Annotated in this window: 20 protein-coding genes; 2 read left to right on the plus strand and 18 right to left on the minus strand. The window is 71.0% G+C overall.

Annotated features, from left to right (window positions below):
- Positions 1–134: 134 nt before the first annotated feature.
- From pyrF to KV097_RS08770, 12 genes are all read right to left on the minus strand, one after another.
- Complete coding sequence (pyrF, locus tag KV097_RS08715) at positions 135–968, minus strand: orotidine-5'-phosphate decarboxylase (protein ID WP_220344648.1); 834 nt, start codon at positions 966–968, stop codon at positions 135–137.
- Positions 961–1,911: a dihydroorotate dehydrogenase gene (locus KV097_RS08720; RefSeq protein ID WP_220344647.1), complete on the minus strand. Its 951-nt coding sequence runs from the start codon at positions 1,909–1,911 to the stop codon at positions 961–963. Before KV097_RS08720 ends, pyrF begins: the two co-directional genes overlap by 8 nt.
- Positions 1,908–2,753, minus strand: a complete 846-nt coding sequence (locus tag KV097_RS08725; RefSeq protein ID WP_220365656.1) for a dihydroorotate dehydrogenase electron transfer subunit — start codon at positions 2,751–2,753, stop codon at positions 1,908–1,910. Before KV097_RS08725 ends, KV097_RS08720 begins: the two co-directional genes overlap by 4 nt.
- Positions 2,750–6,088, minus strand: coding sequence for a carbamoyl-phosphate synthase large subunit (gene carB / locus KV097_RS08730; protein WP_220365657.1), 3,339 nt, complete (start codon positions 6,086–6,088; stop codon positions 2,750–2,752). Before carB ends, KV097_RS08725 begins: the two co-directional genes overlap by 4 nt.
- Positions 6,089–7,270 carry a glutamine-hydrolyzing carbamoyl-phosphate synthase small subunit gene (gene carA, locus KV097_RS08735; protein WP_220365658.1) on the minus strand — a complete coding sequence of 394 codons (1,182 nt, stop codon included), beginning with the start codon at positions 7,268–7,270 and terminating at the stop codon, positions 6,089–6,091. It lies immediately after the preceding gene.
- Positions 7,267–8,568 carry a dihydroorotase gene (locus KV097_RS08740; protein ID WP_220365659.1) on the minus strand — a complete coding sequence of 434 codons (1,302 nt, stop codon included), beginning with the start codon at positions 8,566–8,568 and terminating at the stop codon, positions 7,267–7,269. Before KV097_RS08740 ends, carA begins: the two co-directional genes overlap by 4 nt.
- Entirely contained in the window at positions 8,565–9,560 is a 996-nt protein-coding gene (locus tag KV097_RS08745) for an aspartate carbamoyltransferase catalytic subunit (RefSeq protein WP_220344639.1), read from the minus strand. Before KV097_RS08745 ends, KV097_RS08740 begins: the two co-directional genes overlap by 4 nt.
- Positions 9,557–10,171, minus strand: coding sequence for a bifunctional pyr operon transcriptional regulator/uracil phosphoribosyltransferase PyrR (gene pyrR / locus KV097_RS08750; RefSeq protein ID WP_301021942.1), 615 nt, complete (start codon positions 10,169–10,171; stop codon positions 9,557–9,559). Before pyrR ends, KV097_RS08745 begins: the two co-directional genes overlap by 4 nt.
- A gap of 106 nt (positions 10,172–10,277) precedes the next feature.
- The gene (locus KV097_RS08755; RefSeq protein ID WP_220344637.1) at positions 10,278–11,276 is read right to left on the minus strand and encodes a glycine betaine ABC transporter substrate-binding protein; all 999 of its coding nucleotides are present in this window, start codon (positions 11,274–11,276) and stop codon (positions 10,278–10,280) included.
- Positions 11,276–12,067, minus strand: coding sequence for an ABC transporter permease (locus KV097_RS08760; protein ID WP_220365660.1), 792 nt, complete (start codon positions 12,065–12,067; stop codon positions 11,276–11,278). The genes KV097_RS08755 and KV097_RS08760 overlap by 1 nt, the downstream gene beginning before the upstream one ends.
- Entirely contained in the window at positions 12,064–13,278 is a 1,215-nt protein-coding gene (locus KV097_RS08765; protein ID WP_301022805.1) for a betaine/proline/choline family ABC transporter ATP-binding protein, read from the minus strand. The genes KV097_RS08760 and KV097_RS08765 overlap by 4 nt, the downstream gene beginning before the upstream one ends.
- Complete coding sequence (locus KV097_RS08770) at positions 13,271–13,918, minus strand: ABC transporter permease (RefSeq protein ID WP_301022806.1); 648 nt, start codon at positions 13,916–13,918, stop codon at positions 13,271–13,273. Before KV097_RS08770 ends, KV097_RS08765 begins: the two co-directional genes overlap by 8 nt.
- Before the next feature lie 195 nt (positions 13,919–14,113).
- Between KV097_RS08770 and KV097_RS08775 the strand changes: the two genes are divergently transcribed.
- Together KV097_RS08775 and KV097_RS08780 are read left to right on the plus strand one after the other, a co-directional pair.
- Entirely contained in the window at positions 14,114–14,464 is a 351-nt protein-coding gene (locus KV097_RS08775) for a helix-turn-helix transcriptional regulator (RefSeq protein ID WP_220344634.1), read from the plus strand.
- Positions 14,461–15,108 carry an SRPBCC family protein gene (locus KV097_RS08780; protein WP_220365661.1) on the plus strand — a complete coding sequence of 216 codons (648 nt, stop codon included), beginning with the start codon at positions 14,461–14,463 and terminating at the stop codon, positions 15,106–15,108. Before KV097_RS08775 ends, KV097_RS08780 begins: the two co-directional genes overlap by 4 nt.
- 22 nt (positions 15,109–15,130) lie before the next feature.
- Here KV097_RS08780 and nusB read toward each other — a convergent pair whose 3' ends face one another.
- From nusB to aroC, 6 genes are all read right to left on the minus strand, one after another.
- Complete coding sequence (nusB, locus tag KV097_RS08785; protein WP_220344630.1) at positions 15,131–15,544, minus strand: transcription antitermination factor NusB; 414 nt, start codon at positions 15,542–15,544, stop codon at positions 15,131–15,133.
- Complete coding sequence (efp, locus tag KV097_RS08790) at positions 15,544–16,110, minus strand: elongation factor P (protein WP_220344753.1); 567 nt, start codon at positions 16,108–16,110, stop codon at positions 15,544–15,546. The genes nusB and efp overlap by 1 nt, the downstream gene beginning before the upstream one ends.
- A complete protein-coding gene (locus KV097_RS08795) occupies positions 16,107–17,183 on the minus strand; it encodes a Xaa-Pro peptidase family protein (protein WP_220365662.1) in 1,077 nt (358 codons plus the stop codon). Before KV097_RS08795 ends, efp begins: the two co-directional genes overlap by 4 nt.
- A 26-nt stretch (positions 17,184–17,209) precedes the next feature.
- Positions 17,210–18,304 (minus strand): 3-dehydroquinate synthase, encoded by a 1,095-nt coding sequence (gene aroB, locus KV097_RS08800; RefSeq protein ID WP_220365663.1) that lies wholly within the window; start codon positions 18,302–18,304, stop codon positions 17,210–17,212.
- Between the two features lie 65 nt (positions 18,305–18,369).
- Positions 18,370–18,897 (minus strand): shikimate kinase, encoded by a 528-nt coding sequence (locus KV097_RS08805; protein ID WP_220344625.1) that lies wholly within the window; start codon positions 18,895–18,897, stop codon positions 18,370–18,372.
- The gene (gene aroC / locus KV097_RS08810; protein ID WP_220344623.1) at positions 18,894–20,072 is read right to left on the minus strand and encodes a chorismate synthase; all 1,179 of its coding nucleotides are present in this window, start codon (positions 20,070–20,072) and stop codon (positions 18,894–18,896) included. The genes KV097_RS08805 and aroC overlap by 4 nt, the downstream gene beginning before the upstream one ends.
- Positions 20,073–20,118: the final 46 nt, after the last annotated feature.

The raw sequence follows: 20,118 nt of genomic DNA on the forward strand, positions 1-20,118 counted from the left end.
CCGCTCGGCGACCTGGTGGGGCGTACGTATGTATCCGCGATCGCGGGGTACGAGCGCAGCGACCGGGAGAGGGGACGTCGCCGCACGGCGAGTGCCACCTTAGCCGCCGTCGAAGTCCTGGGCGAGGGCCCTGGTCAACCGAGCTGGTCGCGCACCGCGCGTGCCGCACCCCGCAGGGCGGACACGTCGGGACCCGCGGCGAGGATGCCGCGGGAGCTGGCGGGCAGCACGTGCTCCCACACGTGCCCGAAGAGCCGTCGCAGGTCGGCGACGGTCCCGCCCTGCGCTCCGAAGCCCGGGATCAGGAGAGGACCGCCGATCGCCACGTCCTCGGTCAGGTCACCCACTGTGGCGCCCACGACGGCACCGTACGAGCCCTGCGGCTGCGCCCCGGCGTTGCGGTCTCGGAGGTGGCCCAGCATCCGTCCGGCGACGGTCTGCTCCCCCACACGGGCGTGCTGCACCTCGGGCCCCTCCGGGTTGGAGGTCAGGGCCAGGACGAACACCCCTCCCCCGTGCCGCTCGGCTGCGCTGAGGAACGGCTCGAGGGACCCGAAGCCGAGGTACGGCGACACCGTGACCGCGTCGACACGCATCGGCGAGGCCGGATCGAGGTACGCGTCGGCGTACGCAGCAGCCGTCGAGCCGATGTCTCCGCGCTTGACGTCGAGCAGGACGAGGAGCCCGGCCTCGCGCGCGGTCTGGATCGTCTGCTCGAGGACCGCGACACCGGCAGCGCCGTGCCGCTCGAAGAACGCCGACTGCGGCTTGACGACCGCCACCTCGCCGGACATCGCCTCGACGACGGTCGACGCGAACCGCTCGAGTCCAGCGACATCGTCGGAGAGCCCCCAGTCCGCGAGCAGCGACGCGTGCGGGTCGATGCCGACGCACAGTGGGCCGTACTCCCCCACCGCCTCGCTCAGCCGTGCGCCGAACGACCTCGTCGCGTGCGCTGTCTCAGCCATGCGCGGCTCCTCTGACCTCGTCGAGCGATCGGATCCCCCGCCGCGCGAGCTCGTCGCGCAGCTCGCGCACGATGCGGGCAGGGGCGCTGGGGTCGTTGAAGATGACGGTCCCGACCTGCACGGCGAGCGCCCCGGCGAGCACGAACTCGAGCGCGTCGAACCCCGTGCGGATGCCGCCGACGCCGATGATCGGCAGGTCGGGCAGCGCCTTTCGGATCTGCCAGACCGCGCGGACCGCGACCGGACGGACCGCCGGACCGCTCAGGCCACCGGTGACACCGCCGAGCCGAGGGCGCAGCGTGTCGGGGTCCATCGAGAGACCGAGCAGGGTGTTGATCACGGTGACGCCGTCGGCTCCGGCGTCGGAGACGGCTCCCGCGATCGCGGCGATGTCGGTGACGTCGGGCGTCAGCTTGGCGAACACCGGGATGTCGGCGGGGATGTGCGGGCGGACCTCCTCGACCACCCGGTACGAGGAGTCAGGGTCGCAGGCGAAGACGAGTCCGCGGTTCTCGACGTTGGGGCAGGAGATGTTGACCTCGATGGCCGCGACGCCGGGGGCCTGGCCGACCCGCCGGGCCAGCTCGACGTAGTCGTCCGGCTTGTCCCCCGCGATCGAGACGATCGCTCGAGCCCCCCGCTGGACCAGCCATGGGAGGTCGCGGGCCAGGAACGCGTCGATCCCGGGTCCCTGGAGGCCGATCGAGTTGAGCATCCCTGACGGCGTCTCGACCATCCGCGGCGTCGGGCGACCCGACCGCGGGTTGAGCATGATCGATTTGGTGACGACCGCACCCAGCGCCGCGACGTCGAAGAACTGGTCGAGCTCACGACCGGCGGCGGCGCAGCCCGAGGCGGTCATCACCGGGTTCGGAAGCGTCACACCGCACAGGTCGACCGAGAGATCGACCTCCTCGGGCGCGATGGCAGCCGTCGTCGTCATCGCGGACCTCCCAGCGTCCCCGGCGGGATGGTCCCGACGGCGTCCCACAGGACCCGGTCGCCCCGGAAGACGGGGCCTTCGACGCAGCTGCGGACCATACGGACGATGCCGTCCTCTCCCTCGACGGGCAGCACGCACGTCATGCAGACCCCGATGCCGCACGCCATCGACTCCTCGACGGCGCACTGGCTCCAGGCGCCGTTGTCCTCGGCGACCTCGGACACCGCTCGCAGCATCCCCATCGGGCCGCAGGCATAGACCACCGCCGCGTCGGTGTCGTCGACGAGGGTGGCGAGGACGTCGGTCACCCGGCCTCGGGTGCCGGTCGACCCGTCCTCGGTAGTCACGTGCACGCTGCTCGCGACCTTGTTGGCCTCCAGCAGCCCGAAGAGGCGCGGGGTCGTGGCGGCACCGAGCACGAGGTGCGCCGCGCAGCCGCGCTCGCGCAGCGTGGTCGCGAGCGAGAACATCGGTGCGGAGCCGTACCCGCCGCCGACGAGCACGCAGGAGACCGGCTCCTTCGGCAGCGCGAACGGTCGGCCGACCGGCCCGACGACGTCGATCGGGTCGCCCGGTGCGAGATCGGCCATCCAGCGGGTGCCCTTGCCGTGCTCGGCGAAGACGATCTCGACGGTCTCGCCGTGGCGTCCGGTCGCCGACGTGCGATAGATCGAGAACGCCCGCCGCAGGAGCATCGCACTGTCGGCTCCTCCGACGGCCAGCGCGACGAAGTGACCGGGGCGCGTGTGCGCCGCGATGCCCTCGGCGGCGATGACGAGGTGGTGGTAGTCGCCGACCAGGGTGCGCGACACCACCGTCCCCTGGGCCTGCGTCGCGCTCACGAGTCGTCCCGCGCGGGAGTCGACCGCGGGCGTACGGCCTCGGCCCACGACTGCAGCGAACGCACTCCGACGCCGCCCTCGCGAGCCGCCTCGATGCCCTGCACCGCGGCGGCGAGACCCTGCACCGTCGTGATGCACGGCACGCCGGCAGCGATCGCCGCCGTACGGATCTCGTAGCCGTCGACGCGCGGGCTGCCTCCCGAGGTCGTCCCGTGCGGGGTGTTGACGACGAGACCGACCTCTCCGGAGGTGATCAGATCCACCAACCGTCGGCCGTCGTTCGTGGCCGAGGACTCGCTGAGCTTGCGGACCACGGTCGCGGTGACGCCGTTGCGGCGCAGCACCTCGGCCGTGCCGGACGTGGCCACGATCTCGAAGCCGAGGTCGGCCAGCCGCTTGATCGGGAAGATCATGTGGCGCTTGTCGCGGTTGGCGACCGAGACGAAGACCTTGCCCGAGGTCGGCAGCCCTTCCTGGGCTCCGGCCTGAGCCTTGGCGAACGCGGTGCCGAAGAGCGCGTCGATCCCCATCACCTCGCCGGTCGAGCGCATCTCGGGGCCGAGCAGGGTGTCGACGGACATGCCCTCGAGGGTGCGGAACCGGTTGAAGGGCATCACCGCCTCCTTGACCGCGACCGGGGCGTCCGGGCCGACGTCGGCCCCGTCTCCCTCCGCCGGCAGGACGCCGGCGGCACGCAGGTCGGCGATCGACTCCCCCAGCATCAGTCGAGCGGCTGCCTTCGCCAACGGGACGCCGGTCGCCTTCGAGACGAACGGGACGGTCCGCGAGGCGCGCGGGTTCGCCTCGAGGACGTAGAGCACGTCCGAGCTCAGGGCGAACTGGATGTTGATGAGTCCGCGGACCCCGACGCCCTCGGCGATGGCCCGGGTCGACACCCGGATCTTGGCGAGGTCCTCGGCGCCGAGCGTGATCGGCGGGAGCGCGCACGAGGAGTCGCCCGAGTGGATCCCGGCCTCCTCGATGTGCTCCATGACGCCGCCGAGGAAGAGGTCGGTCCCGTCGAAGAGCGCGTCCACGTCGATCTCGACGGCGTCGTCGAGGAACCGGTCGACCAGGACGGGGTGCTCGGGCGAGATCTCGGTCGACCGCGCGATGTAGTCGGCGAGCGTCGGCTCGTCGTACACGATCTCCATGCCGCGCCCGCCCAGGACGTAGGACGGCCGGACCAGCACCGGGTAGCCGATCTCGTCGGCGACCTTCTTGGCCCCGGGGAACGAGGTCGCCGTGCCGTGCTTGGGTGCGGGGAGGTTCGCGTCGGCCAGCACCCGCCCGAACGCCCCGCGGTGCTCGGCCAGGTCGATGGCCGCCGGCGACGTCCCGACGATCGGGACGCCCTCGCGCTCCAACGCCGCAGCGAGCCCGAGCGGGGTCTGGCCCCCCAGCTGCACGATGACGCCGACGACCGGGCCGGCCTGGCGCTCGGCGTGGATGACCTCGAGCACGTCCTCGAGCGACAGCGGCTCGAAGTAGAGCCGGTCGGAGGTGTCGTAGTCGGTCGAGACGGTCTCCGGGTTGCAGTTGACCATCACGGTCTCGTAGCCGATCTCCGACAGCGCGAGCGCCGCATGGACGCACGAGTAGTCGAACTCGATCCCCTGCCCGATGCGGTTGGGGCCGGAGCCGAGGATCAGCACCGCCGGACGCTCGCGCGGCTCCACCTCGGTCTCCTCGTCGTACGACGAGTAGTGGTAGGGCGTCCGGGCGGCGAACTCGGCGGCGCAGGTGTCGACCGTCTTGTAGACGGGGCGGATCCCCAGCGCGTGCCGCACGCCCCGCACGACGTCGGCACTCATGCCGCGGATCTTGCCGATCTGGTCGTCCGAGAACCCGTGCCGCTTGGCCTTGCGCAGCAGACCGGGCGTGAGCTCGTCGGCGGCCGTCACCTCGGCGGCGACCTCGTTGATGAGCGCGAGCTGGTCGAGGAACCAGGGGTCGATCCTGGTCGCCTCGAAGAGCTCGTCGGGCGTCGCGCCGGCACGGATCGCGTCCATCACCTTCTTGAGCCGGCCGTCGTGAGGGACGGCGATCTCGGCGAGCAGCGCGTCCTTGTCCAGGTCGACCCACTCGCGGCGCCAGTCGAAGGCGGCGTTGGGCCGCTCCAGCGAGCGCAGGGCCTTCTGGAGCGCCTCGGTGAAGCTGCGGCCGATCGCCATCGCCTCACCGACCGACTTCATGTGGGTCGTCAGGCGCTCGTCGGCGGACGGGAACTTCTCGAACGCGAATCGCGGCACCTTGACGACCACGTAGTCGAGCGTCGGCTCGAAGCTCGCCGGCGTCTCCCGCGTGATGTCGTTGGGGATCTCGTCGAGCGTGTAGCCGATCGCGAGCTTGGCGGCGATCTTGGCGATGGGGAAGCCGGTCGCCTTCGACGCGAGGGCGCTCGAGCGGGAGACCCGCGGGTTCATCTCGATGACGACGATGCGTCCGTCTGCGGGGTTCACCGCGAACTGGATGTTGCACCCGCCGGTGTCGACGCCGACCTCGCGGATCACGCCGATCGCGATGTCGCGCAGCCGCTGGAACTCGCGGTCGGTCAGTGTCATCGCTGGCGCGACCGTGATCGAGTCGCCGGTGTGGACGCCCATCGGGTCGAGGTTCTCGATCGAGCACACGATGACGACGTTGTCGGCCCTGTCGCGCATCACCTCCAGCTCGTACTCCTTCCAGCCGAGGATCGACTCCTCCAGGAGGACCTCGGTGGTCGGGCTCGCGGCGAGGCCCGCACCGGCGATGCGGTGGAGATCCTCCTCGTCGTGGGCGATGCCCGAGCCGACACCACCCATCGTGTACGACGGCCGGACGACGACGGGATAGCCGAGGGTCGCGACGGCCTCCAGGCACTCGTCCATCGTGTGGCAGATGAGCGAGCGGGCGACCTCTGCGGCCCAGGCCTCCGGCAGTCCCTCGACGATCGCCTTGAACAACTCGCGGTTCTCGCCCTTCTCGATCGCCTCCACCGAGGCCCCGATCAGCTCGACGCCGTACTTCTCGAGCACACCGGCGGCGTCCAGCGCCATCGCGGTGTTGAGCGCGGTCTGGCCACCGAGGGTCGCGAGCAATGCGTCGGGCCGCTCCTGGGCGATCACCCGCTCGACGAACTCCGGGGTGATGGGCTCGACGTAGGTGGCGTCGGCGAACTCGGGGTCGGTCATGATCGTCGCCGGGTTGGAGTTGACCAGCACGACCCGCAGGCCCTCGCTGCGCAGCACCCGGCACGCCTGCGTGCCGGAGTAGTCGAACTCGCAGGCCTGCCCGATCACGATCGGGCCGGACCCGATGACCAGGACGGAGGAGATGTCGTCACGGCGGGGCATTCAGCGCACCGTCCCTTCTGTGCTGCGGGTCCGGCGCGCCGTCATCAGCTCGGTGAACCGGTCGAACAGGTGCTCGGCGTCGTGCGGGCCGGCGGCGGCCTCGGGGTGGTACTGGACGCTGAACGCGACCAGGTCGCCGTCGTCGTCGCGGACCTCGAGGCCTTCGACGACGTCGTCGTTGAGGCACACGTGGCTCACGGCGGCGTCGCCGAAGGGCGTCGCCACGGTGTCGCCCAGGTCGGTCGGCCACGCGACCGCGAACCCGTGGTTGTGCGCGGTGATCTCGACCCTGCCGGTGGTGCGGTCCATCACCGGCTGGTTGATGCCCCGGTGCCCGTAGGTGAGCTTGAACGTCTCCAGCCCGAGTGCTCGGCCCAGCATCTGGTTGCCGAAGCAGATCCCGAAGAACGGCGTGCGCTCGCGCAGCACGTCCTGGAGCAGCGACACGGCGTCGGTGGTCGCGGCGGGGTCGCCCGGCCCGTTTGAGAAGAAGACGCCGTCGGCTCCGGTGGCACGGACCTGCTCCAGCGTTGCGTCGGCCGGCAGGACGTGCACCTCGATCCCGCGCTCGGCCATCCGGTGCGGCGTCATCGCCTTGATGCCGAGGTCGACCGCGGCGACCGTCAGCCGCGTCTCGCCGACCGCAGGCACGACGTACGGCTCCGACGTCGTCACCTCGCCGGCGAGATCGGCGCCGGCCATCGACGGGGACTCCCGCACCACGGCGAGCAGCGCGTCGGCGTCCTCGGAGACCGAGCTGATCCCGACCCGCATGGCGCCCCGCTCGCGGAGGTGACGGGTCAAGGCTCGGGTGTCGACACCGCTGATGCCGACGATCCCCTGCTCGACGAGGTCGTCCTCGAGGGTCGCGGTGGCGCGCCAGCTGCTCGCGACCCGCGCGGGCTCGCGGACGACGTAGCCCGCGACCCAGATCCGGTCCGACTCGGCGTCCTCGGTGTTGACCCCGGTGTTGCCGATGTGCGGCGCCGTCATCACGACGACTTGGCGCCGGTAGGAGGGGTCGGTCAGCGTCTCCTGGTATCCGGTCATCCCGGTGGAGAACACCGCCTCTCCCACGGTCTGGCCGAGCGCACCGTACGACTCCCCGCGGAAGACGCGGCCGTCCTCGAGCACCAGGATCGCCGGCGTGCGGGTGGCACGGGTGGTGGCGGCGGCGTTCATGCGGCCACCTCCTCGACCACGGCGCCGTGGAGGACGGTGGGCCGCCCTCGGAGGAAGGTCGCGACCACGCGGCCCGGCAGCTCCATGCCTCGGTACGGCGTGTTGCGCGAGCGCGACACCGAGTCGGAGGGCTCGACGACGCGGGTGGCACGCGGGTCGTACAGCACGACGTTGGCCGGCTCCCCCGCGGCGATCGGACGACCGTGGGTGGCGACGCGACCGATCCGCGCGGGCGCGGCCGACATGCGCTCGGCGACGCCGGCCCAGTCGAGGAGCCCGGTGTCGACCATCGCGTGCTGGACGACCGACAGCGCGGTCTCGAGGCCGGTCATGCCGAACGCGGCCGCCGCCCACTCGCAGTCCTTGTCCTCGCTCGGGTGCGGCGCGTGGTCGGTGGCGACGATGTCGATCACACCCTCGGCCAGCGCCTCGCGCAGCGCCTCGACGTCGTCGGCCGTGCGCAGCGGCGGGTTGACCTTGTAGATCGGGTCGTACGTCGCCGCCAGCTGGTCGGTCAGCAGCAGGTGGTGCGGGGTCACCTCGGCGGTCACGTCGATCCCGCGGGACTTCGCCCAGCGGACGATCTCGACCGATCCGCGGGTCGAGAGGTGGCAGACGTGCAGACGGGAGCCGACGTGCTCGGCGAGCAGGACGTCACGCGCGATGATCGCCTCCTCGGCGACCGCGGGCCAGCCGGTGAGGCCGAGGACACCCGAGAGCTCGCCCTCGTTCATCTGCGCGCCCTCGGTGAGGCGCGGCTCCTGGGCGTGCTGCGCGATGACGCCGTCGAAGGCCTTGACGTACTCGAGCGCCCGGCGCATCAGCACCGCGTCCGAGACGCACTTGCCGTCGTCGGAGAAGACCCGGACGTGAGCGGCCGAGTCGGCCATCGCGCCGAGCTCGGCGAGCGTGGATCCGCCGAGCCCCACGGTGACCGCACCGACGGGCGCGACGTCGCAGAAGCCGTGCTCACGCCCGAGCCGCCAGACCTGCTCGACGACGCCGGCGGTGTCGGCGACGGGGTCGGTGTTGGCCATGGCGTGGACCAGGGTGAAGCCGCCGACCGCGGCGGCTCGCGTCCCGGTCTCGACGGTCTCGGCGTCCTCGCGGCCTGGCTCGCGCAGGTGGGTGTGGAGATCGACCAGGCCGGGGAGCGCGATCAGGCCGTCGGCGTCGAGGACCTCGGCGTCTCCCGTGTCGAGGTCGCGACCGATCTCGGAGATGACGCCGTCCACGATGCGCAGGTCGGTGACCTCGTCACCGAGGAGGTTCGCGTTGCGGATCACGTAGGCGGTCATGCCTGCCCTTCTGTCTGGTCGGAGAGGACGCCGCCGGCGTCGCCGGGGGTCGGCTCGGGGGTGCGGGCGCCGCTGAGCAGCAGGTAGAGCGCCGCCATGCGGACGGCGACCCCGTTGGTCACCTGCTCCACGATCACCGAGCGCGTGGAGTCGGCGACGTCGGCGCTGATCTCCATGCCGCGGTTCATCGGGCCGGGGTGCATGACGATCGCGTCGTCGGGCATCTTCGCCATCCGCTTGCTGTCGAGTCCGTAGCGCCGGCTGTACTCGCGGGCGCTCGGGAAGTACGCGGCGTTCATGCGCTCGTGCTGGACGCGCAGCATCATGACCGCGTCGGACTTGGCGAGGACCGGGTCGAGGTCGTACGAGGTCTCGACCGGCCACGACGCCACGCCGTACGGCATCAGTGTCGGCGGGGCGACGAGAGTGACCTCGGCGCCGAGCGTGCTGAGCAGGAGGGCGTTGGACCGCGCGACCCGGCTGTGCAGGACGTCACCGACGATCGCCACCCGCCGGCCCTCGAGGGTGCGGTCGCCGGCGGGCGCCAGGTGCCGGCGCATCGTGAACGCGTCGAGGAGCGCCTGCGTCGGGTGCTCGTGCGAGCCGTCTCCGGCGTTGAGGATGGCCGAGTCGATCCAGCCGGCGCGGGCCAGCCGCGCGGGCGCACCGGAGGCGCCGTGGCGGATCACGACCGCGTCCGCGCCCATCGCCTGCAGGGTCAGCGCCGTGTCCTTCAGGCTCTCACCCTTGGACACGCTCGATCCCTTGGCGGCGAAGTTGATCACGTCGGCGGAGAGCCTCTTGGCGGCGGCCTCGAAGGAGATCCGGGTGCGGGTCGAGTCCTCGAAGAAGAGGTTGACGACCGTCCGGCCGCGCAACGTCGGCAGCTTCTTGATGGGTCGCTCGGCGACGCTCAGCATCTCCTCGGCGGTGTCGAGGAGAAGGACGGCCTCGTCGCGGGAGAGGTCACCGGTGGAGAGGAGGTGCCTCATCGGGTGCCTGCCCCGGGTGCGACCTGGCGCGCGGAGACGATCCGGACCTCGTCGCGCTCATCGAGGCCGGACACGGCGACCTTGACCTGCTCGGCGAGGGAGGTGGGGAGGTTCTTGCCGACGAAGTCGGCGCGGATGGGGAGCTCTCGGTGGCCGCGGTCGACCAGGACCGCGAGCTGGACGGCCCGGGGCCGGCCAAGGTCGTTGAGGGCATCGAGGGCGGCGCGGATGGTGCGGCCGGAGAACAGGACGTCGTCGACCAGGACGACGACCCGGTCGTCGAGATCGACGGGGATGTCGGTCTTCTCCAGCGCGCGTGCGGGCTTCATCCGCAGGTCGTCGCGATACATCGTGATGTCGAGCGAGCCGTACGGCACGGGGTGCCCGTCGACCTCGCTCATCCGCTCGGCGACACGGCGGCCGAGCTCGACCCCACGCGTCGGGATGCCCAGGACGACCACGCGGGACGAGCCGCGGTTCTTCTCGATGATCTCGTGGGTGATCCGGGTCAGCGCCCGGGAGATGTCACCGGCGTCGAGGACCACGGTCGAGGTGCCGCCCGCAGGATCCGAGGATGCTGGGGACGTGGAATCAGGGGTGTGCGCAGACACCGGCTGACCTCCTTCTCCGCCTCACGGGACGGTGGTTAAAGGATGTCTTTCGGTTCTCAGCCTACACGTGCGAGGCGGCGCTCCCGGCACCGCGGGGCGGGGGTGGTCACCCCACCAGCCCTTGCTCCCGCAGCCAGTCGCGGGCGACGAGGGCGGGTTCTCCCCCGTCGACGTCCACCTTCGCGTTGAGCTCGAGCATCACCTCGTTGGTGAGCAGGGGGCGCACCTTGGCGAACACGTCGGCGATCTCCGGGTGCGCGTCGAGCAGGTCGGTGTTGACGACCGGTGCCAGGTTGTAGAGCGGGAAGAACCGCTTGTTGTCCTCGAGGACCGTGAGGTCGAGCGCCAGGATGCGACCGTCGGTGGTGAAGACCTCGCCGAAGTTGCACGCGCCGCGCGCCGTCGCGTCGTAGATGACACCGGTGTCCATCCGCAGCACGTTGCGGGCGGGGACGTCCTTGCCGTACTTCATGCCGTACGTCTCCAGCATCGGCTGGAAGCCGTCCTCGCGGCTGAAGAACTCGTCCTCCACGCAGAACGTCCGCTGCGCGACCGGCAGATCCTTGATCTGCGAGAGCTTCGTGATCCCCAGCCGCTTGGTCGCCGCAGGCCCCATCGCGAACGCGTACGTGTTGTTGACCGGGCTGTAGGGCAACCAGGTCAGGCCGTAGCGGAGGTCCGCGTCGTGGACGGCCTGCCACTGCGCCTGCTCGCCCTTGATCGGCTTGGCGTTGCCGAGGTAGCTGATCCAGCCGGTGCCGGTGTACTCGGGCGCGACGTCGACCGAGCCGTTGAGGAGCGCGTTGCGGACGCCCACGCTGCCGGCGATGTTGCTGCGGTTGGTGACGTCGGCGCCGGCGGTCTGCAGCAGCGTGGCGTACATGTTGCCGAGGATGAGCTGCTCGGTGAAGTCCTTGGAGCCCACCGTGATCTCCACGCCCTCGAGCGAGTCCATCCGCTCGACGGCCGCAGGCTCGGCCGGTGCGATGTAGCCGTTGGCGTTCTCGAGCCCGCATCCCGCGACGACCGCGGTCACGGTGGTCAGGGCGACGAGCGCGAGCGTACGGCGCAGCGAGCGGTGCCCGCGAGCGATGGTGGTGCGCATCAGAGTCCCTTCGGCGTCGCCGCCTGCTCGATCAGACGGGCGAGCCAGTCGATGAACAGCGCGAGCGCAGCGATGGCCAGGGCGCCGACGACGAGGACGTTGTCGAGCCCCAGCTTGATCCCCGTGTTGACGAGCGTCCCGAGACCGCCGGCGTTGACGAACCCGCCGAGCGCCGCAGTGCCGGTCATCAGGACGAGGGCGGTCCGGACCCCGGTCATGATCACCGGGACCGCCAGCGCCAGCTCGACCCGCATCAGCGTGTCGAATGCCGACATCCCCATCCCCCTGGCCGCCTCGACGAGACGGCGGTCGACGCCGTCGAGGCCGGTGACGACGTTGGCGAGGACGGGCAGGATCCCGTAGACGGCGAGCGCGCCGATGAACGGGAACCGCCCGGTGCCGAAGTAGAGCGCGGCGATGACGATGAGTCCGATCGCCGGCGCCGCCTGACCGAAGCCCGCGACCGCGATGATGGGCGTGGAGTAGCGCCGCATCGGACCCCGGGTCAGCAGGATCCCGAGCGGTATCGCCACCACGACCACGAGGGCGGCCGCGGCGAAGGCCAGCAGCATGTGCTCCCACGACAGGGTGAGGAGCCGGTCGACGCTGAGGGTACGGGCCTCCACCGACGAGAGGTCGGCGAACGAGACGTAGGCGAGCAGGGCGGCGAAGACGGCGACGCAGGCCAGCAGCTGTCCGACAGCGCGGCCCCGTCGCAGACGCGCAGGGCCGTCCGTCCCGCTCGCCGTGGTCGCGGCCGGGGCGGCGTCGACGGCGGTGGAGGTGGTCACCGGACCACCCGTCCGGCATCGCGGGACGCCGCGGGAATCCGCTGGATCGCGTCCATGACGGTCTCGATCCGCACGACGCCCTCGTAGCGGCCACGCCGGCCGATCACGACGACGACACCGTGCGAGGAGGTGAGCATCGTGTCGAGCGCGTCGTTGAGCGTCGAGGACAGGCTCACGGACTCGAGGTGCTCGTCGGGGGTCACCTGGGAGAGCGCGTCGGCACGCCGAAGGTCGCGCAACGACAGCCAGCGCAGCGGCCGTTCGGAGGAGTCCAGCACGATGACGTGCTCGCGGCCGAGCGCCACCGCGGCTGCGGCCGCCTCAGCCGGGTCGTCACCGACGTGGGCGACGGCCGCCTCGTGCAGCGGCACGTCACGCACCCGGGTCAGGGTCAGCTGCATCAGTGCCGCCCCGTGGCCGATGAACCCCTCCACGAACTCGTTGGCCGGCTCGGCGAGGATCGCCTCGGGCGTGTCGTACTGGGCGATCGTGGAGCCCATGTCGAGGATCGCGATCCGGTCACCGAGCTTGACCGCCTCCTCGAAGTCGTGCGTGACGAAGACGATCGTCTTGTGGAGCTCCTCCTGGAGCCGCAGGAGCTCGTCCTGGAGCCGCTGGCGCGTGATCGGGTCGACGGCGCCGAAGGGCTCGTCCATGAGCAGCACCGGCGGGTCGGCCGCGAGCGCGCGGGCGACGCCGACGCGCTGCTGCTGGCCACCGGAGAGCTCGCGCGGGTAGCGGTCGGCGTAGGTGTCGGCGTCGAGGTTGACGAGCTCGAGCATCTCGCGGACCCGCGCGTCGACGCGGTCCTTGTCCCAGTCGAGGAGCCTGGGGACGAGCGCGATGTTCTTGGCGACGGTGAGGTGCGGGAAGAGGCCCGCTCCCTGGATGACGTAGCCCACGTGGCGGCGAAGCTCGTCGGGGTTCTTGCGGGTCACGTCCTCGTCGCCGATGAGGATACGACCACTCGTCGGCTCGATCAGACGGTTGATCATCTTGAGGGTGGTCGTCTTGCCGCATCCGGACGGGCCGACGAGCATGACGATCTCGCCGGCGGGGATCTCCATCCGGATGTCGTCGACAGCCGCGCTGTCCTGACCGGGGTAGCGCTTGGTGACGCCGTCGAGGAAGATCCGCTGCCCGCGCGCCTCGGTCAGCACGGTGTCGTCGGCCGGGCGGTCGGCAGGCGGGTTCACGTCGGTCTCAGACACGGATACCCCTCGAGGTGGTCAGGCGTCCCAGGACGTTCAGGACGAGGTCGAGCAGGATCGCGAGGCCGACGATGGCCAGCGTCCCTGCCCAGGCGGAGTTGGTCGCGTTGGCGCCGCCGATGCGCGACAACCCGGAGAAGATGAAGGTGCCGAGCCCGGGACCGGAGACGTAGGCGGCGATGGCGGCGATCCCCATCAGCATCTGCGCCGAGATGCGGATGCCGGTGACGATCACCGGCCACGCGAGCGGGATCTCGAGCCGCACGAGGGTAGCCGTCCGGCTCATGCCCATGCCGCGCGCAGACTCGACGAGGGTGGAGTCGACGCCGGCAAGACCGACGATGGCGTTGCGCAGGATGGGGAGTGCTCCGTAGAACGCCAACGCACCGACCGACACGGTGACCCCGTTGGGGATGAAGGCGATGAGAAGGCCGAACAGCGCGAAAGACGGGAAGGTCAGGCCGACCGAGCTCGCCGACAGCGCGACGTTGGTCACGCGCGACGAACGGTAGGAGAGGCACGCGATCACGACGGCCAGCACCGTGGCGATCGCCAGCGACTGCACGACGAGGCTCACGTGCTGGTAGCCCTGGAAGGACAAGAGCGACCAGCGGTCCTGCACGAACTCCCACAGCGTCACCCTGCGCTCCTCAAGCCGTCACCCGTCCATTCCGTCTCACCCGTCGACGTCGCCGAGCGCTCCGGTGACACCGGGGGCGACGCCTACGCATGCCCGAGACGCTGCTGTCGAGTGGCTCGCAGCTCCCGTCACGTCGTCAGCAGCGCCGATGATTAAGCCTTGACTTATATTAGTGACTGCGAAAGTATGCGGCATATGGGGGCTTTCGACATCCTCGGCGAACCGGTCCGACGGCGCATCTTGGAGATCCTCGCCGACGGGGAGAAGGCAGCCGGCGAGGTCGCCGTGATCGTGGGCGAGGAATTCTCGATCAGCCAGCCCGCCGTCTCGCAGCATCTTCGTGTGCTGCGAGAGAGCGGGTTCGCCACCGTACGCACCGAGGGCACCCGCCGCCTCTACGCCCTCGATCCCACGCCTCTCACCGAGGTCGAGGAGTGGACCGCCGGACTCCGGCGGTTCTGGGACCAGCGGCTCGACGCCCTGGGCACCGAGCTGGCCCGAGGCGCCCGCAAACGCCGTACCACCGACGCGAGGAGAACACCATGAAGGACCTCATCGACGAGATCGACGCCGCACACCGTGCCGTACGCGATGGGAAGCTTCCCGCCGGGGACGCCCACGTCGTCGCCCTGTCACGGACCTACCCCGCGCCCGTCGAGGAGGTGTGGGACGCCCTGACCGACGCCGAGCGGATCCCCCGCTGGTTCCTGCCGATCAGCGGGGACCTCCGACTCGGCGGGACCTATCAGCTCGAAGGCAACGCAGGCGGCGAGATCCGCGTCTGCGAGCCGCCCGAGCGCCTGCTGGTCACCTGGGTCATGGGCGAGCCGGCCGGACCCGAGGACGCGTCGATCGTCGAGGTCCGGCTCGAGCCGGCCGGAGACGGCAGCACCCACCTCCGTCTCGACCACACCGCCGTCGTCCCGCCTGAGATGTGGGACCAGTTCGGGCCGGGAGCCGTGGGGGTCGGCTGGGACCTCACCCTTCTCGGGATGTGGGCGCACCTCACCGGGCTCGCGCTCGGATCACCGGAGCAGCTCGACAAGGATCCGACGATCAGAACCTGCATGACCAAGAGCAGCCAGGCTTGGGGCGCGGCACTCGCCGAGACGGGCGCGTCGCCTGACGACGTGGCGGCCAAGGTCACGGCGACGACCGCGTTCTACGTGCCTCCGCTCGACGGCGCGTGACGCGACGCAGCAGGTGGTGCGGTCAGACCGACAGCGTCGGCTTGACCTCCACGATCCGGCTCAGCAGACCCTGCACGAAGCTCGGAGAGTCGTCGGTCGACAGCTCGGCGGCGAGGTTGGTCGCCTCCGACACCGCCACGGCATCGGGGACCTCGTCGCGATAGAGCACCTCGTACACCCCGATGCGCAGCAGGTTGCGGTCGACGGCCGGCATCCGGTCGAGCGTCCACCCCTGCGCGTACTCCTCGAGGAGGGCGTCGATCCGGTCGCGGTGCTCGCGCACACCCTCGACCAGCTCGATCGTGTACGGGTTGACCGGCGGGTCGCCCGCGGCGACGCGACCGTCGAGGGTCGCGCCGACGCCGCGGCTCTGCAGCTCGCTCTCGAACAGGACGTCGAGAGCGCGCTTGCGGGCCTTCGTGCGAGAACCCGCCATCAGGAGCTGACGCGGCCCTGGTAGGAACCGTCGCGGGTGTCCACCTTGACCTTCTCGCCGGTCGTGATGAAGAGCGGCACCTGGATCTCGCGACCGGTCTCCAGCTTGGCCGGCTTGGTGCCGCCGGACGAGCGGTCGCCCTGCAGGCCAGGCTCGGTGTACTCGATGGTGAGCTCGACGGACGCCGGCAGCTCGATGTAGAGCGGGTTGCCGTCGTTCATCGCGACCACGGCCTCCTGATTGTCCAGGAGGAAGCCCGAGGCGTCACCGACGGTGGCCTCGGGCAGCTCGTACTGGTCGAACGTCGAGGTGTCCATGAAGACGTACGAGGTGCCGTCGTGGTACAGGAACTGCATCGTGCGCTTGTCGACGTTGGCCACGTCGACCTTGACGTCGGCGTTGAAGGTGCGGTCCACGATCTTGCCCGAGAGCACGCTCTTGAGCTTGGTGCGGACCACGGCGCCGCCCTTGCCGGGCTTGTGGTGCTGGAACCACACGACGGACCAGAGCTGCCCGTCGAGGTTCAGCACCATGCCGTTCTTCAAGTCGTTCGTCGTTGCCATCAGGCGAGCTCCAGGAGGTCTTTGGTCGCGACCGTGAGCAGCTCTGCTGGTCCGTCGGTCACGACGAGGGTGTCTTCGATCCGCACGCCGCCGCGACCAGGCACATAGATGCCGGGCTCCACGGTCAGGGCAGTGCGACGTTCAAGTCTAGCGGGGGCCGGTCGGCTCAGGAACGGGTCCTCGTGGATCTGCAGTCCCACACCATGACCCAGTCCCGTCGTGAACGCCTCCAGCCACCCCGCGTCCTCGAGGCTGCGGCGGACGACCGCGTCCACGTCGTGCGTCTGGGCACCGGCAGTGACGGCGTCGACACCCGCCTGCTGGGCCGTACGGACCACCTCGTACACCTCGGTCTGCCAGGCGTCGGCCCGGCCGACGACGACCGTACGGGTGCAGTCAGCGTGGTAGCCGTCGACGCGGGCGCCGAAGTCGATCTTGAGGAGCTCGTCGCGACCCACGGGCCGGTCGGTCGGGTCGTGGTGCGGGATCGCGGCGTTCTCCCCGGCGGCGACGATGGTCTCGAACCCGATCGCCTCCGCGCCCATGGCGTACATCGTCCACTCCAGGTCACGGGCGATCTCCCGCTCGGTACGCCCGAGCAGCGGTCCCGCGAGCAGCTCGTCGAGTGCCTGGACCGAGATGTCGCAGGCCCTCCGCAGCGCGTCCAGCTCGTCCTCGTCCTTCACGACGCGCAGCACCTCGACCGCCCGGTCGAGCGAGACCAGCTCGACGCCGGCGAGGACCTCGCGGGCGTGGACGTGGTCGTCGACGGTGAGCACGTGGGTCTCGATGCCCACGCGCGCCGCGCCACGGGCGCCGCCGGCGAGCACACCGAGAAGGTCTCGACCGATCGTCACCGCGACGTCCGGCGCCTCCTCCGCGGCCTGGTCGCGATAACGACCGTCGGTGGCGAGCTCGGCCGACCCGTCCTCCGCGACGCGTACGGCACCGTTGGACCCCGTGAATCCGGTCAGGTAGCGGACGTTCACCAGGTCGGTGACCAGCGCGGCGGCGAGACCGCGCCCGCGCAGCTGCGCGGCAAGGCGTTCGCGGCGGGCGACGTGCGGGGCGGGCATGGCGCCAGCCTACGGGTCGGGGACTCCTAGCCCGAGATCTCCGCGTACGCCGCCGTGAGCAGGCCCTCGTCGGGACCGGGGAAGATCACCGGCTGGGCGAGACCGTCCAGCACCACGAACCGCAGCTGTGACCCGCGCGACTTCTTGTCGAGCCGCATCCCGGCCGCGAGCTCGTCCCACACACCGGGTCGGTAGCCGGTCGGCAGTCCCAGCGAGCCCAGCACGGACCGGTGCCGATGGGCGAGGTCGGCGTCGATGCGTCCGTCGAGCCGGGCCAGCTCGGCGGCGTACACCATGCCGATCGAGATCGCGGCCCCGTGACGGAACGCGTACGACTCGTACCGCTCGATCGCGTGCCCCAGCGTGTGCCCGTAGTTGAGGGCCTCGCGGCCGATCGTCCCGTCTGCCCCCGTCTCGGTCAGGTCGGTCGCGACGACCGACGCCTTGACCCGGATGCCTCGCTCGACGACGTCACGCAGCACCTCGCTGCGGACGTCGAGGACAGCGGCGGGGTCGGCCTCGATGCGGTCGAGGATCTCCGGGTCGGCGATGAACCCGCACTTGACGACCTCGGCAAGGCCGGAGCGCACCTCGTTGACCGGGAGCGTGCTCAGCAGCGAGAGGTCGCACAGCACCCCGACCGGCTCGTGGAAGGCGCCGACGAGGTTCTTGCCCTCGGCGGTGTCGATGGCGGTCTTGCCGCCCACCGCCGCGTCGACCATGCCCAGCACGGTCGTCGGGATCAGCACGTGGCGTACGCCCCGCAGCCACGTCGCGGCGACGAACCCGGCGAGGTCGGTGGCCGCTCCGCCGCCGACCCCGATCACCACGTCGGACCGGGTGAATCCCCCCTTGCCGAGCACCGACCAGCAGAACGCCGCCACGTCGGACGTCTTCGCGGCCTCGCCGTCCGGGATCTCGATGGCGTGCGCCTCGCGTCCCCCGGCGGCGAGCGTCGCGCGGATCGCCTCACCCAAGGCGCGCAGAGAGGCCGGATAGAGCACGGCGGCGCGGACGGCGTCCTCGGGGATCAGCCCTGGGAGCTCACCGCTCAGTCCGGTCCCGAGAAGGACCTCGTACGGGGCGTCGGTGTCGACATTGATCCGGGTGGTCTCTGCCACGACGAAACTCCTCGATGAGCGGCCGGTGGTGCGCGAGCGGCGGACGGACGGGGTCTGGTGCTCGGTCACCCGAGCAGAGTCAGGATCTCCTCGGCGATGTCGGACGGCGTACGGCCGTCGGTGGCGACCACGTGCGTCGCCACCGCCTCGTACGTCGGGCGCCGGGCGTCGAGCAGAGCCTTCATCTGCGAGCGTACGTTGCCGAGCAGAAGTGGCCTCGTGCCCGTGAGGCCGACGCGCGCCGCAGCCTCGGCGAGCCCGACGTCGAGGAAGACCACCGTGTGGCCCGAGAGCGCCGCCCGCGTCTCCTCGCGCATGACCGCACCTCCGCCGAGGGCGACGACCCCGCGGTGCTCAGCGAGCGCCGCGGCGACCGCCTCGACCTCGAGCCGCCGGAAGTGCTCCTCGCCGTGCGTGACGAACAGGTCGCCGATGCTGACGCCCGCGGCCTCCTCGATGTCACGGTCGGTGTCGCGCACGTCGACCCCGAGCGCGTCGGCGAGCAGCGCCGCCACGGTCGACTTGCCGGCGCCGGGCGGACCGACCAGGACGACGAGCGGCCGCTGCGGGGTCCCGGGCGTCGACGCGCTCACGCGGGCGTCATCGCGTCGAGGTAGGACGCGACGTTGCGGGCGGTCTCGGTGACGGAGTCGCCACCGAACTTCTCGAGCAGGACGTCGGCCAGCGTGAGCGCGACCATGGCCTCGGCGACGATGCCCGCAGCGGGCACCGCGGCCACGTCGGAACGCTGGTGGTGAGCCTGCGCGGGCTCGCCGGTCGCCACGTCGATCGTCCGGAGGGCGCGGGGCACGGTCGCGATCGGCTTCATGGCGGCGCGCACCCGGAGCACCTCGCCCGTCGACATGCCGCCCTCCGTCCCACCCGAGCGACCCGACGCACGGCGGATGCCGTCCTCGGTGCCGACGATCTCGTCGTGGGCCAGCGACCCACGGGTACGGGCGAGCTCGAAGCCGTCACCGACCTCCACACCCTTGATCGCCTGGATGCCCATCAGTGCGGAGGCCAGACGTGCGTCGAGGCGGCGGTCCCAGTGGACGTGGCTGCCGAGACCCGGCGGGAGGCCGTGCACGACCACCTCGACGATGCCGCCGAGGGTGTCGCCATCCTTGCGTGCGGCGTCGACCTCCGCGACCATCGCGGCCGAGGTGGCCGGGTCGAGCGTGCGCACCGGGTCGGCGTCGAGTCGCTCGACGTCGTCGATCGTCGGGAGGAGGCCCGCGGGCGCCTTGACCGAGCCGAACTCGACGACGTGGCTGAGCACCGTCGCCCCGCACACCTGGCGCAGGAACGCGGTCGCGACTGCTCCCAGGGCGACGCGCGCGGCTGTCTCGCGAGCGCTCGCCCGTTCGAGGATCGGACGGGCCTCGTCGAAGCCGTACTTCTGCATGCCGACGAGATCGGCGTGACCGGGTCGCGGGCGGGTCAGCGGGGCGTTGCGGGCGACGCCTGCGAGCTCCTCGGGGTCGACCGGGTCGGCCGACATCACCTGCTCCCACTTCGGCCACTCGCTGTTGCCGATCCGCAGGGCGATCGGGCTGCCGAGCGTGAGCCCGTGGCGGATGCCGCCGACGATCTCGAGCTCGTCGGCCTCGAAGTTCATCCGCGCACCGCGGCCGTAGCCGAGCCGACGTCGCGCGAGCGCGTCCGAGATCGTGGCGCTCGTCACCGAGACGCCCGCAGGCATCCCCTCGACGACGGCAACCAGTGCAGGACCGTGCGACTCCCCGGCCGTCAACCAACGCAGCATGGGGCAAGTCTGTCATGCATGCGCGCCGCGCCCGCCGCGGTCTCGC

It is taken from the genome of Mumia sp. zg.B17, assembly GCF_019550915.1.
GTDB lineage: Bacteria > Actinomycetota > Actinomycetes > Propionibacteriales > Nocardioidaceae > Mumia.